This is a genomic window from Winslowiella toletana (assembly GCF_017875465.1).
Classification (GTDB): domain Bacteria; phylum Pseudomonadota; class Gammaproteobacteria; order Enterobacterales; family Enterobacteriaceae; genus Erwinia; species Erwinia toletana.
Map to the genome: position 1 here is coordinate 2,358,374 of NZ_JAGGMQ010000001.1, position 18,306 is coordinate 2,376,679.

Sequence of the window (18,306 nt, forward strand, 5' to 3'; positions counted from 1 at the left end):
AAGGGCGAAAGATGAAAAAGATATTTCTGCAAATTGGCGCCACCCGCGACGGACAGAATCCTTACTGCGAAGTGGCGTGCCGCGAAGGCTATTTCACCGTGCTGGCTGAGATGGGCGATTACGTTGATTATCAGTCGATTTGTCTGGAACTGCCGTTCGATATGGTTCTGCGCGTTAACCGTCCGGAAAGCCCGTTTGAAGTGATGCAGGCGTATATGAATGCCGGTCTGCTTGAACATCCACAGGTGGTGCTGGCGGGATTTGAAGCCTACAACCAGAGCGCCGGACGGGTGCGCGAGATGCTGGCTGACCCGCTCGATCGCCGTAGTTTTATTCCGCTGGATAAATATGCCCAGCGCATGGCGCTGAACAAAACGCACTCCGCTTTGCCGCAGCCGGAGTTTCGTTTTTTTGCTTCAGCGATCAGCATTCGTGATGCGCGCGACGCGCTGCTCTATCCCTGCGTGATTAAACCAGTGGATGGCGGCGGCGGGCTGGGCGTCTGGCTGGTGAAGTCGGCGCAGGAACTGGACAGAGCGGTGGAGAAACTGGTGACCACCATGAACTACGGTGGCCGCTGTTTTTCCGGTTTTATCGTCGAAAGCTGGCTGCAGGGCGTGGAGTTTTCCTTGCAGGGGGTGGTGTGCAACGGCGTGCCCCATGCGCTGACCTGCTGTCAGAAGCTGATTGAGCCGGTCAAAAGCGCAGACGGCATCACCAGCTTTTATGAGTCGGGACACGTCGCTGTCGCAGCCCACCAGCTACCGCCAGCGTTTAGCGCGTTAATGGCCCTGTGCTGCGACACCTTCGACTACCGCCAGGGGGCGTTCCATATCGACTTTATCGTGGTCGATGGGATACCGCACTTTCTTGAGATGGGTTTTCGCCTCTCCGGTATGGGGGTGGTGAACCTGGTGAAAGAGGTGACGGGCCTTAACTGGGCAGAAATTGCGTTTAATATTGAGCAGGGGAAACGCTTCGCCGGGCTGCCAGCAGCGAAAACCCCGCGGGCGGTTGGCCAGCTGCGCCTGCGCCAGACCAGCCAGCTGACGGCAGCGGAGTTCTGGGTACATCAGAACCAGCGCGGCAGCGTACTGGCGCCGCTGAAATTACCGCAGATTAGCGTCTCCCGCGACTCAACCCTGTACGCCGATCTGACCCGCCACGCCGGTATTCTCGGCACCCTGCGCCTCTGCGCGCCAGATCAGCACGAAATTATCGCCGTGTTTAACGCTGTCGCCACACTTAGCCCACTGCCGCTCAGGGAGGATTTACGATGTGCAGGATGATTATGGCGCAGGGCGCCTTTTCCGTTGAAGCCGTAATGCATGCCGCGCGCGCCATGAGCTGCGGTGAAACAGCGCAACATGACGGGCCCATCAAACAGCACCCCAATGGCTGGGGCTGTCTATGGCTGGATAACGGAAAAGTGCGCACCTTGCACGGAACCGGCACCTTTGCTGATGCGTTGCCCACCATCGATATCAGCGCGATCCGCACCGATTTTCTGGCGGTGCATGTGCGCCACGCGACGCTAACTAAAAACAGTGGCAGGCAGTTTTCCCATCCGTTGCTGCGTAACAGCGGCAATACCCAGTGGTACATGATGCATAACGGTTTTCTGCCAACCATCCATCAGCATCTGGGGATGGAGGCTTCGAGCTTCGACTCAGCGGAGTATCTGCAATATATCGTCGATCGCATCACACCCGCCGATATGAGCCGTCACTATCTGCAGGAGAAGATGGCGCAGGTCGCGCCGGGTGGCAGTTCAGGCAATGCGTTTTTTATTACGCGCGAAAAAGCCTGGGCATGGCAATGGTATCCCGATGACACCCCTTTTCCTCACTACTTCACCTTGCACTGCTATCACGATAATAAGACTACCTACATTTCCTCCGAAATTATCCCGGATCTGGCGACCGCGTCCGGATGGCGACGGATGGAAAATCATGAACTTCATGAATTAACTTTTGCGGAGTAGATCATGGCTATTTTCAATCAGATTCGCGTTATTAATCCTACCATGTTTGTTGAAAGCACCTGGCTCGACGATATCGTTACTGCCCGCGTGCCGCTGCTGGTGCTGCGCGGTTTTCTGGCGACGGATGTCAGCCAGGCGGTGGTCGAAGACTTAACCCAATGCCGTGAGAAAGTACGGGTATCACACTATCCCAATGGCGCGTTAACCACCCTCGGCCCCTATCTGGCGAAATATACCGCAACGCCGGGAAACTACTTTACTGAGCTACGTGATCTGCAACCGTCGTTGCCAGATTCATTGATGACGCTCAAAGAGAATGTCTATCAGTGGGTGAAGAAGGCGCTGAAGCTGGAAACGCTGCAAACCGCGCAGGAGCCGGAGCTGGGAACCTATTCCGGCGCGATTGTGCGTTTTCATGCCGACGGCGTCGCCAACCCGCTGCATAACGATCTGATTGTGCGGGATGCCGCCGAAAGCGGGCTGGCGGTAACCCATATCCTGCATCAGCTGAGCTGTGTGGTCTGCCTGCAGGAGTGCGACAGCGGCGGTGCGCTGCGCGTCTACAAGAAGAGATGGCAGCAGGAAGATGAGCAGTTCAAAACGCCGGGTGAGCTGGGTTATCAAAGTGCGGTAGTGGATGACTGTGAAACCTGTGAATTCAGTCCGCGCAAAGGCGATGTCTATATTTTTAACCCCGCCTACTACCACGAAATCGACCGGGTATCCGGCGATACCCGCATCACGATGGGGTTCTTCTTCGGTTTAACCGACAAAAAAATGAAGAATGCGATTGCCTGGAGTTAACACTGACACGGGTCGGCACTCCCGCCGCCCGGGATAAAGGAATAAGCCAATGAATACCTTTGAAAAAATTGTAGCGCTGCTGGAAAAAAATCACGCGAACTTCCGGGTGATTGAGCATCCGCCAGAAGGCCGCACCGAGCTGATCAGCGCCATCCGTGGTAATGCGCCGGAGCAGGCGGCGAAAGCGATGGTATTGCAGGTGATTGCCGGCGCCGCGCCAGTACGCTATGTGCTGGCGATTATTCCCGGCGACAGCAAGGTCAATTTCAAAGCGGTGGCGAAACTGATGGATGGCAAAAAATCGAGTTTTGCGCCGCCGGAAGTGGCGCAGGAGCTGACCCAGTGCGTGATGGGCGCGGTTCCGCCGTTCAGTTTTGCCAGCGAGCTAGCCTTGCTGGTTGATCAACGTATGCGCAGCGCCGGTGAGCTGTTCTTTAACGCCGGTGAACTGGATAAGTCGATTGCGCTTAACGCCGATGACTATTTCCGTGTGGTTGGCACTGAATGTTGTGGTGAGATTTCCGCGCCGGTTACTGCTAACGCATAACCCGCGCGTCGAAAAAGGAAAGTGTTATGTCGGTCAAAGATATGTTGCTGGCTCTCTGTGTGGTGATTGCCTGGGGGGTGAATTTTGTCGTTATTAAAGTGGGTCTTCACGATATGCCGCCATTTCTTCTGGCCGGTTTGCGTTTCGCGCTGGTGGCGCTGCCAGCGATTTTCTTTGTCAAACCACCCAAAATCCCGCTCAAATGGCTGGTGGTTTATGGCATGACCATCAGTTTTGGTCAGTTCGCCTTTCTGTTTCTCGCCATCAAGCTGGGAATGCCCGCGGGTATTGCCTCGCTGGTGATTCAGGCACAGGCCTTTTTCACCATTCTGCTGGGCGCAGTAATGCTGTCAGAAAAACTGCGCTGGAATCATATCGCCGGCATTCTGGTGGCGGCAGCAGGCATGCTGGTGCTGGCGCAGGCCGGAATGCAGAACCAGAGCGGCAGTGGCATTACGCTGGTGACGCTGTTGCTGACGCTGGGCGCCGCACTCTCCTGGGCGCTGGGCAATATCACCAATAAGGTGATTATGCGTAATAGCCGGGTGCCGGTGATGTCGCTGGTGGTGTGGAGTGCGCTGGTGCCAGTGGTGCCATTTTTTGTCTGTTCATGGCTGTACGAAGGGCCGCAGGCGATGGTGCTCAGTCTGGTCAATATTAATGCTTCCACCATTCTGTCGCTGATTTACCTGGCGTTTATCGCCACCATCGTCGGTTATGCCATCTGGGGGAATCTGCTGAGTCGCTATGAAACCTGGCGGGTAGCGCCGCTGGCGTTGCTGGTGCCGGTGGTGGGGATACTCAGTGCGGCGTTGCTGCTGGATGAAACGCTGTCGGTAATGCAGCTTACCGGTGCGGCGATCATTATTGCGGGATTACTGCTGAATGTATTTGGTGGTTTACTGACCTCCGCCCGCGTTACGCGGCAGCAGCATCAGCAATAACAGTGGGGCCAGCATCTGGCTGGCCCCCGCACTTAACGCTATTTCAGAATTTCAATCCGGCGTGGCTTCATCGATTCCGGCACGACTCGTTCCAGATCGATATACAGCAGGCCGTTCTCTAAACGCGCATCACGCACATGCACATGTTCGGCAAGCTGGAATTTGCGTTCGAAATTCCGCTCGGCGATCCCCTGATACAGATACTGGCGTTCAGGTTGCTGCTCTTCCGCATGGGCGCCGCGCACAATCAGCAGATTGTCGTGGGAGGTGATATCCAGTTCACTCTGGGCAAAACCCGCCACCGCAATCGTAATTCGGTAGTGATTTTCATCCACCAGCTCCACATTATAGGGAGGATAACCGCCGTTGCTCTGGCCCTGATTGGATTCCAGCAGGTTAATCAGACGGTCGAAACCAATGGCAGAACGGTAAAGTGGAGAGAGATCAAAGTTACGCATAAGTAATAGCTCCTGATTTTCAGCGAGTTGTCATCACAACCTTCCACAACGGACAGGTTGCCAGTCATCAAAGCCGTACCCTGTCGGCATACTCTTTGTGACCTTGATTTAAAAATGGTGACTATCTTGCCGCTTTCAAGAGCCAATGCTGTAATTTTTTTAACCATAATGCTGCGAATGGCATACACTCAGCTGAGATTCCGTCGGAAATCGGGCCAGAGTTACCACAGAGTAACCGGGAAGTTTCCCTGCCTGACGACGGAGAGACTCAGCCAGGCATTATGTCCATGACTGAAGGGATAATCAGAGATGAAAGCTATTAGCCGTTTCCATTTAGCCGGTTTATTCGCCTGCTGCTCACTGGCAGGCACCACAGGTTGTTCAAGCGTAATGTCCCATACCGGGCCAAACCAGGGTTATTACCCCGGCACCCGCGCCAGCGCTGCGATTATCGCTGACAGTGATACCAGCTGGGCGCTGAAACCGCTGGCGGTGATCGATCTGCCGTTCTCCGCGGTAATGGACACGGTGCTGCTGCCGTGGGATTACCTGCGTTCCGACGATGATAAAAGTCAAGATTCACCGCGCGAGCGCGTGCTGCGCAGTGAAAAACTGGCGCATACCGAGGACAGCCTGAAAACCGCAGCGCCGATGGCGTCTAACTCAGTGCAGCCGTAAAGATCTGGCGATAGCCGTTGATATCGCGCATAAACGCCACCTGCTGGCCATCCGGCGATATCACCACCGCATCGCCACTCGGCGCCTGATCGCTGCGCGCCGTGACTCGCCGCATTTTGCCGCTGGCTATCTCACACAGCATGACGCTGTTATCACATATCAGCGCCACCGCTTTCCCGTCAGGATGCCAGCTAAACGCGGACTGAATATCGTTGCGGCTGTCACTAATCTGCTGCGGTGCGCCGCCGTCTGGCGAGATGGTCCACAGCTGAACCACACCGGCATCATCTTTCATCAGAAAAGCAATCGCGCTGCCATCCTGTGAGGCGCGCAACCAGTGGCGCGGCTGGCTGACCACGCCGGGATAGCGACGCCCGGCGCTGAAGGTCAGCCGCCGCTGTTTTACGCCCTGCGGTGGTGCCGGTAAGCGCGTTGCGCTGCCTTCCAGCGGCTGATCGCCCGCCAGCGCGTAATCCTGCATTTTTGCCGGCAGATCGACGATAAAGACTTCGGGAAGCTTCTCACCATTGCTGGCCAGCGTATCGCCAATAAATGCCAGCGCCCAGCGCTGCTGGCTGCCATCCGGCTTACGGTAACCTTCAGCGCCAATCCAGCCCTCTTCATAAGCGCGATTGATCTCATCGCTGCCCGGTGTCGGTGTGGCGGTAGTCTGGCTGACCAGTACGCAGAAGTGGCTGCCATCATATTCACGCGGATGCTGTTTGCGCGGACAAACCGCATGCAGCGGCACCGCAACCCCGACGTTACGCAAATCTTCGGCGCTATCCCACTCATGCATTACATGATCGTTATAGGTAAAACTCAGACGCGAACCGTCGGGGCTAAAAACATGCACATGCGAGCCGCCGCGTAGCGCACCGGGCGTAAAAGGCGGGGTGATATCGCAGGCATCAAGGTTTTCCGCCACCCCATTTTGGACGATGACGCCGCGACGATGATGGAAATCATACTGCCAGTATGCATCGGGGTTTTCCGGGCCGTGAATACAGACGTAACGCGGCGGTAAATCGGGACTGGCGGTCACCACGCCGACATGCGCCCCCTGGCTGGCCTGATATAACACTTCAGTCACCGCCGTGCGGGTATTAATGCGCTCAATGGTCAGGCTGGTAAAGGAGGCGCCGGAGGGGCGCAGATCGTAGACCAGCCACTGGCTGTCGGCGGTCCAGACATTGATATTGGTGAGCTGATGGTTCCGGTCATCAAAAGTAAGCTGTTTTTCCGTCATCGGGGTTACCCTTAGCGAGGCATGCACTAAGGGTAAAACATTCGCTGGCATCAGGACAGAGATGCCAGCAAACTGCAGCCATTACAGCACAAACTTCTCGATGGCCAGCGCCACGCCATCTTCCATATTGGTTTTAGTGACAAACTGGCTGATCGCTTTTACCGCATCAATACCGTTGCCCATCGCCACGCCAGTGCCGGCAAACTCCAGCATCGCCAGATCGTTCTCCTGGTCACCGATAGCCATAATCTCTTCCCGCGCCAGGCCCAGCTGATCGGCCAGCGCTTTGACGCCCGCGCCTTTATTTACCTGTTTATTCAGGATTTCGAGGTAGTAAGGCGCGCTTTTCATTATGGTGTATTTTTCATGCAGTTCCGCCGGGATACGCGCAATGGCGCTATCCAGCAACGCCGGCTGATCAATCATCATAACTTTCGGGAAGGTCAGCGTGCGATCCATCTCCGCCACACTGCGGTAACGCAGCGGCATGCCGGTCAGCGCAGCCTCGTGTACGGTATATTCGCTGATATCCTGATTAGCGGTATACAGCAGTGATTTATCCAGCGCATGGAAATGAACGCCTAACTGACGTGCAAGTTGTTCAAAATAGAGATAGTCATCAAAGGAGATGGTGACTTCGGCGATGCAGTCGCCGTTAACCGCGCGCTGAACCAGGGCGCCATTATTGGTGATACAGAACTGGCCTTCCTGCTGCAAATCCAGCTCCAGCAGATAGCGCGCCACACCGATATAAGGGCGGCCCGTCGCCAGCACCACATACACCCCTTTCTCACGCGCGCGGCCAATCGCCTCTTTCACCCGTGGGGTAATGTTGTGTTGATGATTAAGCAGCGTGCCGTCCATATCGATCGCAATCAGTTTTATCGCCATAACATCCTCGTCAGCTAACGGTTTTCATCCATGCTAGCGCGATTCAGCTCACAATGACCAGCCGTAACGGCAATGGATAACTAAAACGGCATAAAAAAAGGAACGGCCAGGGCCGTTCCTTTTTATCAGGCTGATACAGTGATCCGCAGCAAATCAGATATCGATGTTCGCTGCGCGCAGAGCGTTCTCTTCGATAAACGCACGGCGTGGTTCAACTGCATCCCCCATCAGGGTGGTGAACAGCTGGTCAGCAGCGATGGCGTCTTTCACCGTCACGCGCAGCATACGGCGGCTGCCCGGATCCATGGTGGTTTCCCATAGCTGCTCCGGGTTCATTTCGCCCAGACCTTTGTAGCGCTGTACTGACAGACCGCGACGTGACTCTTTCACCAGCCACTCCAGCGCCTGTTCAAAGCTGGCAACCGGCTGACGACGCTCGCCACGTTCGATAAACGCATCTTCTTCGATCAGGCCGCGCAGTTTCTCACCCAGCGCACAGATTTTGCGGTACTCGCCGCCCAGCATAAACTCGTTATCCAGTGGATAATCGGTGTCAACGCCATGGGTACGGATACGCAGAACCGGCTCAAACAGGTGCAGCTCGCGGTTTTCACGAACTACGGCGCTGTAGCTGCTGCCGTGCTGATCTTTCTCATTGAGATAGTTCACCAGCCCTTCAATCCAGCTCTGCACCGCCGTTTCTTCCTTCAGCTCGCTCAGCGTCGGGTGGTAAATCAACGCATTAAGCAGGGCCAGCGGATAACGACGTTCCATACGCTTGATCATTTTCTGCGTGGCGTTGAACTCGGAAACCAGCGTTTCCAGCTGCTCGCCGCCCAGCGCTGGCGCATCGGCATTGATATGCAGCGTCGCGCCGTCGAGTGCAATGGCGATCTGATACTGATCCATCGCTTCGTCGTCTTTAATATACTGTTCCTGCTTGCCTTTCTTCACTTTGTACAGCGGCGGCTGCGCAATAAAGATATGGCCGCGCTCAACAATTTCCGGCATCTGACGATAGAAGAAGGTCAACAGCAGCGTACGGATATGCGAACCATCGACGTCGGCATCGGTCATGATAATGATGCTGTGATAACGCAGTTTGTCCGGGTTGTATTCATCACGGCCAATGCCGCAGCCCAGCGCGGTAATCAGCGTCGCCACTTCCTGTGAAGAGAGCATTTTGTCGAAACGCGCTTTCTCCACGTTCAGGATTTTACCTTTCAGCGGCAGAATCGCCTGGTTCTTACGGTTACGACCCTGCTTGGCGGAGCCGCCAGCCGAGTCCCCTTCCACCAGGTAGATTTCAGACAGCGCCGGGTCGCGCTCCTGACAGTCCGCCAGTTTGCCTGGCAAGCCCGCCAGGTCCAGCGCGCCTTTACGACGGGTCATTTCACGGGCGCGACGCGCCGCTTCACGCGCACGGGCCGCATCGATGATTTTACCGACCACGATTTTCGCATCGCCCGGATTTTCCAGCAGATACTCGACCAGACGTTCGTTCATCTGCGTCTCGACTGCGGTTTTTACTTCAGATGACACCAGTTTATCTTTGGTCTGTGAAGAGAACTTCGGATCCGGCACTTTTACCGATACGACGGCAATCAGGCCTTCACGCGCATCGTCACCGGTGGCGCTGACTTTAGCTTTTTTGCTGTAGCCTTCTTTATCCATATAGGCGTTCAGCGTACGGGTCATTGCCGCGCGGAAGCCCGCGAGGTGGGTGCCACCGTCGCGCTGTGGGATATTGTTGGTAAAGCAGTAGATGTTTTCCTGGAAACCATCATTCCACTGCAACGCCACTTCCACGCCAATGCCATCTTTCTCGGTGGAGAAATAGAACACATTCGGGTGGATTGGCGTTTTGTTTTTATTCAGATACTCCACGAACGCCTTGATACCGCCTTCGTAGTGATAGTGATCGCTTTTGCCGTCGCGCTTATCTTCCAGACGAATGGAAACGCCGGAGTTCAGGAACGAAAGTTCACGCAGACGCTTCGCCAGAATTTCATATTCAAATTCAATGACGTTGGTAAAGGTTTCATGGCTTGGCCAGAAACGCACGCGAGTACCGGTAAGGTCGGTTTCACCCGAGACCGCCAGCGGCGCCTGTGGCACGCCATGTACGTAAACCTGCTGATGAACTTTGCCTTCACGGCGAATGGTCAGCTCCAGCTTCTGTGACAGGGCGTTAACCACTGACACACCTACGCCATGCAGACCACCGGAAACTTTATACGAGTTATCATCGAACTTACCGCCGGCATGCAATACCGTCATGATAACTTCAGCGGCAGAGACACCCTCTTCTTCATGAATGCCGGTCGGAATACCACGGCCATCATCCTGTACGGATACTGAGTTATCAGCATGAATAGTCACAGTAATATCTGAACAGTGCCCGGCGAGTGCTTCGTCAATGGCGTTATCCACTACCTCGAATACCATGTGATGCAGACCGGTGCCGTCATCCGTATCGCCGATATACATACCCGGGCGTTTGCGTACCGCATCAAGCCCTTTCAGAACTTTGATACTTGAGGAGTCATAAGTATTCGACATCAACGTTTCTCGCTCATTTAATCTTCAGGTTGAACCGCTATTTTACCCTGTTCTACGTGGAACATCTTGCCCTTTTCGTCAGTCATATCGATGACATGCTCTGCGCCGATGGCGCTGACGAAAACCTGGGCCTGAGTGGCCTTCAGACGCGTCGCTAACAGGCGACGACGACTCTCATCCAGCTCAGAGGCAAAATCATCTATCAGATACAGGCAACGTCGCCCGTTCTGTCGGGTGAGAAACTCACCCTGCGCCAGGCGTAAAGCACACATCAGCAGCTTTAATTGCCCGCGCGACAGTAAATCTTCCACCGGCGTCCCCTCAGAACGAATACGAAAATCCGCTTTATGGGGGCCGCTGGCGGTATAGGTTAACGCACGATCGCGTTCGAACTGCCGTTCCAGCAGTTCGGCATAGTCACTCTCTTTATCCCAGCCGCGCTGGAAAGAGAAACTGAGCTGGCACTCCGGCAGAAACTGGGCGCAGGTGGCGGTAATATCCGCCGCGATCGCCTCGCTGTATTGCGCGCGCCACTGGCTGATCTGCTCCGCCAGCGGCGCCAGTTCCTGATCCCATGCACGGATCTGCTGGTAACGGGAGACCTGGCGCAACGCCGCGTTACGCTGCTTGAGCAGGCGACGCAGATTACTCCAGGCGTTAAAGAAGCCCGGTTCGTTATGAAAACAGCCCCAGTCAATATAGGCACGGCGGTATTTTGGCCCGCCATTAAGCAAGGTAAAACCTTCCGGCGTAATCAGCTGCATCGGCAGTAACTGCGCCAGCTCCGCCACTTTATGGCCGTCGCTGCCGTCGATACGCACTTTGCTGTCGCCCTGACGATTTTTGGTCAGGCCGAGCGAGATTTCACGGTCCGCGCCGTCGATACGTCCATGCAGGATAAAGGCATCCTGATCGTGACGAATCACGCGTCCGGCCTGCAAACTGCGAAACGCGCGCCCATGGCCAAGGGTGTAAATGGCTTCCAGCACGCTGGTTTTGCCGCTGCCATTGGCGCCAACTAAAAAGTTAAAACCTGGCGCAAGCGCGAGATCCGCATTTTCAATATTACGAAAGTCTTTGATAAGAAGGCGGGTTAAAGCCATAGGTAAAGATATTCCACGACGCTGTAGGGGAGCCGCTATCGGCTCCCTTAATGATGGCGGACACTGTGCAAACCATTGGTACGGGAGGCGAGAACGCCTCCCCTACAATATGGTGACAAATTCGCCAATTACAAGCGCATTGGCATCACGACATACGCCGCCGACTGACTGGCTGCATCTTCGATCTGCACGCTGGAAACCGAATCGGTCAGCAGTAAACGCACATTTTCACATTTCAGCGCGTTCAGCACATCCAGCACGTAACTGACGTTAAAGCCAATTTCCAGATCGGTGCCGCCATAGGTGACGTCGAGGATCTCTTCCGCTTCTTCCTGCTCCGGGTTATTGGCGGTGATTTTCAGCTGATTTTCGCTGATATAGAGGCGAACACCGCGGAACTTCTCGTTTGAAAGAATCGCCGCACGGGAAAAAGCCTGCTTCAGCAGATCGCAGCCCGCATCGAGGGTTTTATCCGGATTTTTCGGCAATACGCGACGGTAGTCAGGGAAACGACCATCCACCAGTTTAGAGGTGAAGATAAAGTCGCCGACATGCGCACGGATATTATTGCTGCCGATCTGCACCTGTAACGGCGTATCGCCACCGTCAAGCAGACGCACCAGCTCTATCACCCCTTTACGCGGCACGATCACCGAATGGTTCGGCAGCGCCTGACCCACTGGCATTGAACAGACCGCCAGACGGTGACCGTCGGTGGCGACCGTACGCAGCTCTTCACCTTCAGTTTCAAACAGCATGCCGTTCAGATAGTAACGCACGTCCTGATGCGCCATCGAAAACTGCGTGGCTTCAATCAGGCGTTTCATGGTGGCCTGCGGCAGGGTGAATTCAACTTCACTCTGCCAGTCGTCGAGATTCGGGAAATCGCTGGCTGGCAAGGTGGACAATGAGAAGCGGCTGCGGCCTGAGCGCACCAGCATTCTGTCACCTTCCAGCACCACTGTGATCTCCGCCCCTTCAGGCAGACCACGACAGATATCGAAAAATTTACGCGCCGGCACGGTGGTTGCCCCCGGCTCATGCGCCTGCGATAGCGCCACACGCGCTACCATTTCCATTTCTAAATCAGTGCCAGTCAGCAACAGGCTGCCTTCATTCACCTGCAGCAGCAGGTTGCCAAGGATAGGCAGCGTTGGACGGCCGCCCAGTGGGCTGCTGACTTGCTGTAATGGCTTGAGTAAATGCTCGCGTTCTACAATAAATTTCATAGCGTCAGGAAGATAATGTTCTGATTAAATTTGAGAAATCTTCTTTAATGTCGTGACTCTCTTCGCGTAGCTGCTCTATTTTACGGCAGGCATGCAGCACGGTCGTATGGTCGCGACCCCCGAAAGCATCACCGATTTCCGGCAAACTGTGGTTGGTCAGCTCTTTCGCCATCGCCATCGCCATCTGGCGCGGACGCGCCACTGAACGGGAGCGACGTTTGGAGAGCAAATCAGCCACTTTGATTTTATAGTACTCGGCCACCGTCTTCTGAATATTATCGATGGTGACCAGCTTTTCCTGCAGCGCCAGCAGATCGCGCAGCGCTTCGCGCACGAAATCGATGGTAATCGCGCGACCAGTGAAGTTGGCGTTAGCAATCACACGGTTCAGTGCGCCTTCCAGTTCACGCACATTAGAGCGTAAACGCTTGGCAATAAAGAACGCCACTTCGCCCGGCAGGCGAATGTCGTTTTCATCGGCTTTTTTCATCAGAATCGCGACGCGGGTTTCCAGCTCCGGTGGCTCGATCGCCACCGTCAGGCCCCAGCCAAAGCGCGACTTAAGACGATCTTCCACCCCGTTGATCTCTTTTGGATAACGATCCGAGGTCAGAATGATCTGCTGATTACCTTCCAGCAGCGCATTAAAGGTGTGGAAAAACTCTTCCTGCGAACGCTCTTTATTGGCAAAGAACTGAATGTCATCGATCAGCAGCGCATCGACAGAACGATAATAGCGCTTGAACTCTTCAATGGCATTATTTTGCAGCGCTTTCACCATATCCTGCACAAAGCGCTCGGAGTGCATATACACCACTTTGGCATTCGGCTTGCGCGCCATAATGCCATTACCTACCGCGTGCAGCAGGTGCGTTTTACCCAGGCCAGTGCCGCCATACAGAAACAGCGGGTTATACGCACCACCCGGATTATCGGCGACCTGACGCGCAGCCGCGCGCGCCAGCTGGTTTGATTTACCTTCAACAAAGTTGTCGAAGTTATGTTTGGTGTTGACGTTCGAACGGTATGAAAGCTCGGCCGGGGCCGGAACATTATCCCAGCTTGGACGTGATGGCGCCGGGCGGATCCCCGCCGGAGCAGGTGGCGCGCTGAAGCTGGCGCTGGCGGCAACGGGCTGACTGATGGTGCGCGTTACCGGTTTACTGCCCACTTCAAAACGCAGCAACGGTGTGTCCGCGCCGCAGAATTCATTTAACAGTCCGTTGATATTATTCAGGTATTTATCACGAACCCAGTCGAGTACAAACCGGTTTGGTGCATACAAGGCCAGTGTATTGTCATTCAGTTCGGCCTGTAGCGGGCGTATCCACATGCTGAATTCTGTGGCAGGTAGCTCATCCTGCAGGCGGGCAAGACACTGTTGCCATAGCGAAAGTGACACGGCGGACTCCACTCGAACAAAATCGATAAGAAAAAGGCGCTGAAACGATAATTTAATCATTGTTGACGCATGCAGACGTAACGCATGCGAACCGCTATCTGCGGTTAATCCGATCGCGATCGACGGAAGGATCGTTAGCGGAAGGGCGGATCATAGCGCAAAGCGCGCCAGAGATCTTCACTTTCTACACAGTTTTGATCCATTTTATCCACAGGCTGATAAGTGTACGCCACCCTGCTTAAAAGGCATTCAGGATCGTCCGGATTCGGTGATTTTTCCTGGCGCCATCACGTTTTCGCGTAAATTCCTCGCAAACGATCGCGATAAGATCCTGGCCGATCCTTGCGCTTTATAATGGACGCCGTATAATTCTCGCCCCGACGTGTTGCGCTCTGGCCCGATTTGGCTGGTTTTACGGGTCAACCCGGGACATCAGGACGCGCCATAATGCGAAGTAAATTGACTCTGGACTGTACAATTATTACAATCCCGCCTCTTTATTAAAGACACACTGAGGCGTCGGTCATATTTACTGGCCCATACACGCGTCACCAAGTGAAATTTTTTTCAAGTTTAGGTAGAAATCGCCATGAAACGCACTTTTCAACCGTCCGTACTGAAGCGCAACCGTTCACACGGCTTCCGTGCTCGTATGGCAACAAAAAATGGTCGTCAGGTTCTGGCACGTCGTCGTGCTAAAAACCGTTCTCGTCTGACCGTTTCCAAGTAATAAAGCTAACCCTGAGTGGTTAAGCTCGCATTTCCCAGGGAGTTACGTTTGTTAACTCCCACTCATTTCACTTTCGTCTTCCAGCAGCCACAACGGGCTGGCATGCCGCAAATTACCATTCTCGGCCGCCTTAACGCGCTGGGGCATCCCCGCATCGGTCTTACCGTCGCTAAAAAAAATGTTAAACGTGCGCATGAGCGTAACCGGATCAAGCGATTGACCCGCGAAAGCTTTCGCCTGCGACAACACGAACTGCCGTCAATGGATTTTGTGGTAGTGGCGAAGAAAGGGGTTGCTGATCTGGATAATCGTGCGCTGGCGGAAGCGTTGGAGAAACTATGGCGTCGTCACTGTCGTCTGGCTCGCGGCTCCTGATTGCGCTGATACGTGTGTATCAGCGCGTTATCAGTCCGCTGTTAGGACCTCACTGCCGCTTTCATCCAACCTGCTCTCAATACGGTATTGAGGCATTGCGCAGGTTTGGTGTGATAAAAGGCAGTTGGTTGACAGTGAAACGCGTATTAAAATGCCACCCTTTGAACCCAGGTGGCGACGATCCGGTGCCGCCCAAAACCGACGATAACAGAGAACATTAACGATGGATTCGCAACGTAATCTTTTTCTCATCGCTTTTCTGTTCGTGTCTTTTATGATCTGGCAAGCCTGGCAGACGGACAACGCTCCGCAGCCACAGCAGACCCAGACCACACAAAACACGACCAGCGCAGCAGGTGATGCCGCCAACCAGGGCGTTCCAGCCAGCGGTCAGGGTAAGACGATCACCGTTAAGACTGATGTCCTGTCTTTGAACATCAATACCCGCGGTGGTGATATCGAACAGGCTCTGCTGCTGACTTACCCGGACAAACTGGGTTCTGATCAGCCGTTCCAGCTGCTGGAAACCACACCGTCTTTCGTCTACCAGGCACAGAGTGGCCTGACCGGGCGTAACGGTCCGGACAACCCGTCTAACGGCGCGCGTCCACTGTTTACCACCCAGCAGGATCACTTCGAACTGGCCCCGGGTCAGAGCGAGTTGCGTATCCCGATGATTTTCACTGCGGAAAATGGTGCGGTATACACCAAGACTTTCGTGGTGAAGCGCGGTGAATATGCGATTGGCGTCGATTATCAGGTGAACAACACCACGCAGCAGCCGCTGGAAGTGGCGATGTTTGGTCAGCTGAAGCAAACCATCGACCTGCCGAAGCATCGTGACACTGGTAGCAATAACTTTGCATTACATACTTTCCGCGGTGCGGCTTACTCCACCAGCGAGTCAAAGTATGAAAAATACAAATTTGATAAAATTGCCGATAACGAGAACCTGAGCACCTCAACCGCCAACGGTTGGGTGGCGATGCTGCAGCAGTACTTTGCTACCGCATGGGTGCCGATGACCACTGGCAATAACTCACTGTATACCACTAACCTTGGCAACGGCATTGCAGCGGTTGGCTACAAATCGACGCCGGTTACCGTGGCGCCGGGCGCGCAGCAGAACCTTGCAGCAACCCTGTGGGTTGGCCCGGAAATCCAGGACAAGATGGCTGCGGTTGCTCCGCACCTCGATCTGACTGTGGATTACGGCTGGCTGTGGTTTATCTCTCAGCCGCTGTTTAAGCTGCTGAAGTTCCTGCACAGCTTTATCGGTAACTGGGGCTTCTCCATTATCGTTATCACCTTTATCGTGCGCGGCATCATGTACCCGCTGACCAAAGCGCAGTACACCTCGATGGCGAAAATGCGCATGCTGCAGCCAAAAATGGCGGCGATGCGTGAGCGTTTAGGTGACGATAAGCAGAAAATGTCCCAGGAGATGATGGCGCTGTATAAAGCCGAGAAGGTCAACCCGCTGGGTGGCTGCTTCCCGCTGATTATTCAGATGCCAATCTTCCTTGCGCTGTATTACATGCTGATGGGCTCGGTTGAACTGCGTCATGCGCCGTTTGCACTGTGGATTCATGACCTCGCCGCGCAGGACCCGTACTACATCCTGCCGATCCTGATGGGCGTGACCATGTTCTTCATTCAGAAGATGTCACCGACCACCGTGACCGATCCGATGCAGCAGAAGATCATGACCTTTATGCCGGTTATCTTCACCGTGTTCTTCTTGTGGTTCCCGTCAGGTCTGGTGCTGTACTACATCGTCAGCAACCTGGTAACCATTATCCAGCAGCAGCTGATTTATCGCGGCCTGGAAAAACGTGGCCTGCATAGCCGCGACAAGAAAAAAGCGTAATTCGATACGGACTACGAAGGGGCGGCGTTCTCGCCGCCCTTGAGATATCATAAGGCGGTCAATTGACCGCCTTATTTTTTTGCAGCAAAAGAGAGTTAAACATGAGCCATAGCGATACGATCGTCGCCCAGGCGACACCTCCGGGACGCGGCGGCGTCGGTATCCTGCGCGTTTCCGGCGCCAAAGCGGCCGACGTCGCGCAACAGCTGCTGGGCAAACTGCCGAAGCCCCGTTACGCCGACTATCTGCCATTTCGTGACGCCGATGGCAACGCGCTCGATCAGGGGATCGCGCTGTGGTTTCCTGGTCCGAACTCTTTTACCGGAGAAGATGTGCTGGAATTGCAGGGCCACGGCGGCCCGGTGATCCTTGATTTGCTGCTGAAACGTATTGTCGCGCTGCACGGCGTGCGCATTGCGCAGCCAGGCGAGTTCTCCGAACGCGCCTTCCTCAACGATAAGCTCGATTTAGCCCAGGCAGAAGCGATTGCCGACCTGATCGACGCCAGTTCCGAGCAGGCGGCACGCTCGGCGCTGAACTCGTTGCAGGGCGCTTTTTCCGCGCGCGTAAATCATTTAGTGGAAGCACTTACTCACCTGCGAATCTATGTTGAGGCGGCTATCGACTTCCCGGATGAGGAGATCGACTTTCTCTCTGACGGCAAAATCGAAGGGCAGCTGCATACGGTGATCGCCGATCTCGACGCGGTACGTGCCGAAGCGCGTCAGGGCAGCCTGCTGCGCGAAGGGATGAAAGTGGTGATTGCTGGCCGGCCAAACGCCGGTAAATCCAGCCTGCTGAATGCCTTAGCCGGACGTGACGCCGCAATCGTTACCGATATTGCTGGCACCACCCGCGATGTACTGCGCGAACATATTCATATCGACGGGATGCCGCTGCATATTATTGATACTGCGGGCTTACGTGAAGCCAGTGATGAAGTTGAGCGCATTGGTATTGAACGCGCCTGGCTGGAGATTGAGCAGGCGGACCGCGTGCTGTTTATGGTTGACGGCACCACCACCGACGCCACCGAACCGGCAGATATCTGGCCCGATTTTATTGCCCGTCTGCCCGCCAGCTTACCGATTACCGTGGTGCGCAATAAAGCCGATATGACTGGTGAAACGCTGGGTATCAGCGAAGTGAATAATCACTCACTTATTCGACTGTCGGCGCGCACCGGTGAAGGTATTGATCTGCTGCGCGACCATCTGAAACAGAGCATGGGTTTCGCTGGCAATATGGAAGGCGGCTTCCTTGCCCGTCGTCGTCATCTGCAGGCGCTGGAACTGGCGGCGCAGCACTTACAACAAGGTAAACATCAGCTGTTAGGCGCATGGGCCGGAGAGTTACTGGCGGAAGAGCTGCGCCTGGCGCAGCAGGCGCTGACGGAAATCACCGGTGAGTTTACTTCCGACGATCTGCTGGGGCGGATTTTCTCCAGTTTTTGTATCGGCAAGTAAGTTAGCGCGTACTC

At 54.8% G+C, this 18,306-nt stretch carries 18 protein-coding genes; 11 read left to right on the top strand and 7 right to left on the bottom strand.

Annotated elements, in window-relative coordinates; translation table 11 throughout:
- Positions 1-11 precede the first annotated feature (11 nt).
- Genes J2125_RS11005 through J2125_RS11025 form a run of 5 tightly spaced genes read left to right on the top strand, consistent with a single transcriptional unit; the run spans position 12 to position 4,279 of the window.
- Positions 12-1,289 carry an ATP-grasp domain-containing protein gene (locus tag J2125_RS11005; protein WP_017800324.1) on the top strand — a complete coding sequence of 426 codons (1,278 nt, stop codon included), beginning with the start codon at positions 12-14 and terminating at the stop codon, positions 1,287-1,289.
- Entirely contained in the window at positions 1,277-1,984 is a 708-nt protein-coding gene (locus J2125_RS11010; RefSeq protein WP_026111606.1) for a class II glutamine amidotransferase, read from the top strand. The genes J2125_RS11005 and J2125_RS11010 overlap by 13 nt, the downstream gene beginning before the upstream one ends.
- Positions 1,985-1,987: 3 nt before the next feature.
- On the top strand, positions 1,988-2,788 hold the full coding sequence (locus J2125_RS11015) for a 2OG-Fe(II)-dependent halogenase WelO5 family protein (RefSeq protein ID WP_017800322.1): 801 nt from the start codon (positions 1,988-1,990) through the stop codon (positions 2,786-2,788).
- Between the two features lie 49 nt (positions 2,789-2,837).
- Entirely contained in the window at positions 2,838-3,335 is a 498-nt protein-coding gene (locus J2125_RS11020) for a YbaK/EbsC family protein (RefSeq protein ID WP_017800321.1), read from the top strand.
- 26 nt (positions 3,336-3,361) lie between these two features.
- Entirely contained in the window at positions 3,362-4,279 is a 918-nt protein-coding gene (locus J2125_RS11025) for an O-acetylserine/cysteine exporter (RefSeq protein WP_017800320.1), read from the top strand.
- A gap of 38 nt (positions 4,280-4,317) precedes the next feature.
- On the opposite strand, the gene ibpA is transcribed toward J2125_RS11025, so the two are convergent.
- The gene (gene ibpA / locus J2125_RS11030; protein ID WP_017800319.1) at positions 4,318-4,737 is read right to left on the bottom strand and encodes a small heat shock chaperone IbpA; all 420 of its coding nucleotides are present in this window, start codon (positions 4,735-4,737) and stop codon (positions 4,318-4,320) included.
- Between the two features lie 309 nt (positions 4,738-5,046).
- Here ibpA and J2125_RS11035 point away from each other — a divergent pair, with 309 nt between their 5' ends.
- Positions 5,047-5,415 carry a YceK/YidQ family lipoprotein gene (locus tag J2125_RS11035; RefSeq protein WP_017800318.1) on the top strand — a complete coding sequence of 123 codons (369 nt, stop codon included), beginning with the start codon at positions 5,047-5,049 and terminating at the stop codon, positions 5,413-5,415.
- On the opposite strand, the gene J2125_RS11040 is transcribed toward J2125_RS11035, so the two are convergent.
- The 6 genes from J2125_RS11040 to dnaA all read right to left on the bottom strand — a co-directional run bounded on the left by J2125_RS11040 (position 5,396) and on the right by dnaA (position 13,851).
- On the bottom strand, positions 5,396-6,664 hold the full coding sequence (locus tag J2125_RS11040) for a YidR family protein (RefSeq protein WP_017800317.1): 1,269 nt from the start codon (positions 6,662-6,664) through the stop codon (positions 5,396-5,398). The genes J2125_RS11035 and J2125_RS11040 overlap by 20 nt on opposite strands.
- Positions 6,665-6,745: 81 nt before the next feature.
- On the bottom strand, positions 6,746-7,555 hold the full coding sequence (gene yidA, locus J2125_RS11045) for a sugar-phosphatase (protein WP_017800316.1): 810 nt from the start codon (positions 7,553-7,555) through the stop codon (positions 6,746-6,748).
- A 153-nt stretch (positions 7,556-7,708) separates the two neighbouring features.
- Positions 7,709-10,117, bottom strand: a complete 2,409-nt coding sequence (gene gyrB, locus J2125_RS11050; RefSeq protein ID WP_017800315.1) for a DNA topoisomerase (ATP-hydrolyzing) subunit B — start codon at positions 10,115-10,117, stop codon at positions 7,709-7,711.
- 17 nt (positions 10,118-10,134) lie between these two features.
- Positions 10,135-11,220 (bottom strand): DNA replication/repair protein RecF, encoded by a 1,086-nt coding sequence (recF, locus tag J2125_RS11055; RefSeq protein ID WP_017800314.1) that lies wholly within the window; start codon positions 11,218-11,220, stop codon positions 10,135-10,137.
- Positions 11,221-11,348: 128 nt separating this feature from the next.
- Positions 11,349-12,449, bottom strand: coding sequence for a DNA polymerase III subunit beta (dnaN, locus tag J2125_RS11060; RefSeq protein WP_017800313.1), 1,101 nt, complete (start codon positions 12,447-12,449; stop codon positions 11,349-11,351).
- Positions 12,450-12,453: 4 nt separating this feature from the next.
- Positions 12,454-13,851 carry a chromosomal replication initiator protein DnaA gene (gene dnaA, locus J2125_RS11065; RefSeq protein WP_026111605.1) on the bottom strand — a complete coding sequence of 466 codons (1,398 nt, stop codon included), beginning with the start codon at positions 13,849-13,851 and terminating at the stop codon, positions 12,454-12,456.
- A gap of 589 nt (positions 13,852-14,440) precedes the next feature.
- On the opposite strand from dnaA, the gene rpmH reads away from it, so the two are divergent.
- From rpmH to mnmE, 5 genes are all read left to right on the top strand, one after another.
- Complete coding sequence (gene rpmH, locus J2125_RS11070; RefSeq protein WP_071590502.1) at positions 14,441-14,581, top strand: 50S ribosomal protein L34; 141 nt, start codon at positions 14,441-14,443, stop codon at positions 14,579-14,581.
- Between the two features lie 15 nt (positions 14,582-14,596).
- A complete protein-coding gene (rnpA, locus tag J2125_RS11075; protein WP_026111604.1) occupies positions 14,597-14,956 on the top strand; it encodes a ribonuclease P protein component in 360 nt (119 codons plus the stop codon).
- Positions 14,920-15,177 (top strand): membrane protein insertion efficiency factor YidD, encoded by a 258-nt coding sequence (gene yidD, locus J2125_RS11080; RefSeq protein WP_071590501.1) that lies wholly within the window; start codon positions 14,920-14,922, stop codon positions 15,175-15,177. The genes rnpA and yidD overlap by 37 nt, the downstream gene beginning before the upstream one ends.
- 2 nt (positions 15,178-15,179) lie before the next feature.
- Complete coding sequence (yidC, locus tag J2125_RS11085; protein ID WP_017800310.1) at positions 15,180-16,826, top strand: membrane protein insertase YidC; 1,647 nt, start codon at positions 15,180-15,182, stop codon at positions 16,824-16,826.
- A gap of 101 nt (positions 16,827-16,927) precedes the next feature.
- A complete protein-coding gene (gene mnmE / locus J2125_RS11090; RefSeq protein ID WP_017800309.1) occupies positions 16,928-18,292 on the top strand; it encodes a tRNA uridine-5-carboxymethylaminomethyl(34) synthesis GTPase MnmE in 1,365 nt (454 codons plus the stop codon).
- The last annotated feature ends 14 nt before the right edge of the window (positions 18,293-18,306 follow it).

What these genes read in the sequence shown, in the direction of transcription:
- mnmE (WP_017800309.1), top strand. Translation starts at nt 16,928, where the DNA reads ATGAGCCATAGCGATACGATCGTCGCCCAGGCGACACCTCCGGGACGC.
- yidC (WP_017800310.1), top strand. Translation starts at nt 15,180, where the DNA reads ATGGATTCGCAACGTAATCTTTTTCTCATCGCTTTTCTGTTCGTGTCT.
- J2125_RS11010 (WP_026111606.1), top strand. Translation starts at nt 1,277, where the DNA reads ATGTGCAGGATGATTATGGCGCAGGGCGCCTTTTCCGTTGAAGCCGTA.
- rpmH (WP_071590502.1), top strand. Translation starts at nt 14,441, where the DNA reads ATGAAACGCACTTTTCAACCGTCCGTACTGAAGCGCAACCGTTCACAC.
- dnaN (WP_017800313.1), bottom strand. Translation starts at nt 12,449, where the DNA reads ATGAAATTTATTGTAGAACGCGAGCATTTACTCAAGCCATTACAGCAA.
- J2125_RS11035 (WP_017800318.1), top strand. Translation starts at nt 5,047, where the DNA reads ATGAAAGCTATTAGCCGTTTCCATTTAGCCGGTTTATTCGCCTGCTGC.
- J2125_RS11020 (WP_017800321.1), top strand. Translation starts at nt 2,838, where the DNA reads ATGAATACCTTTGAAAAAATTGTAGCGCTGCTGGAAAAAAATCACGCG.
- J2125_RS11025 (WP_017800320.1), top strand. Translation starts at nt 3,362, where the DNA reads ATGTCGGTCAAAGATATGTTGCTGGCTCTCTGTGTGGTGATTGCCTGG.
- yidD (WP_071590501.1), top strand. Translation starts at nt 14,920, where the DNA reads ATGGCGTCGTCACTGTCGTCTGGCTCGCGGCTCCTGATTGCGCTGATA.
- J2125_RS11015 (WP_017800322.1), top strand. Translation starts at nt 1,988, where the DNA reads ATGGCTATTTTCAATCAGATTCGCGTTATTAATCCTACCATGTTTGTT.
- J2125_RS11040 (WP_017800317.1), bottom strand. Translation starts at nt 6,664, where the DNA reads ATGACGGAAAAACAGCTTACTTTTGATGACCGGAACCATCAGCTCACC.
- yidA (WP_017800316.1), bottom strand. Translation starts at nt 7,555, where the DNA reads ATGGCGATAAAACTGATTGCGATCGATATGGACGGCACGCTGCTTAAT.
- J2125_RS11005 (WP_017800324.1), top strand. Translation starts at nt 12, where the DNA reads ATGAAAAAGATATTTCTGCAAATTGGCGCCACCCGCGACGGACAGAAT.
- gyrB (WP_017800315.1), bottom strand. Translation starts at nt 10,117, where the DNA reads ATGTCGAATACTTATGACTCCTCAAGTATCAAAGTTCTGAAAGGGCTT.
- ibpA (WP_017800319.1), bottom strand. Translation starts at nt 4,737, where the DNA reads ATGCGTAACTTTGATCTCTCTCCACTTTACCGTTCTGCCATTGGTTTC.
- recF (WP_017800314.1), bottom strand. Translation starts at nt 11,220, where the DNA reads ATGGCTTTAACCCGCCTTCTTATCAAAGACTTTCGTAATATTGAAAAT.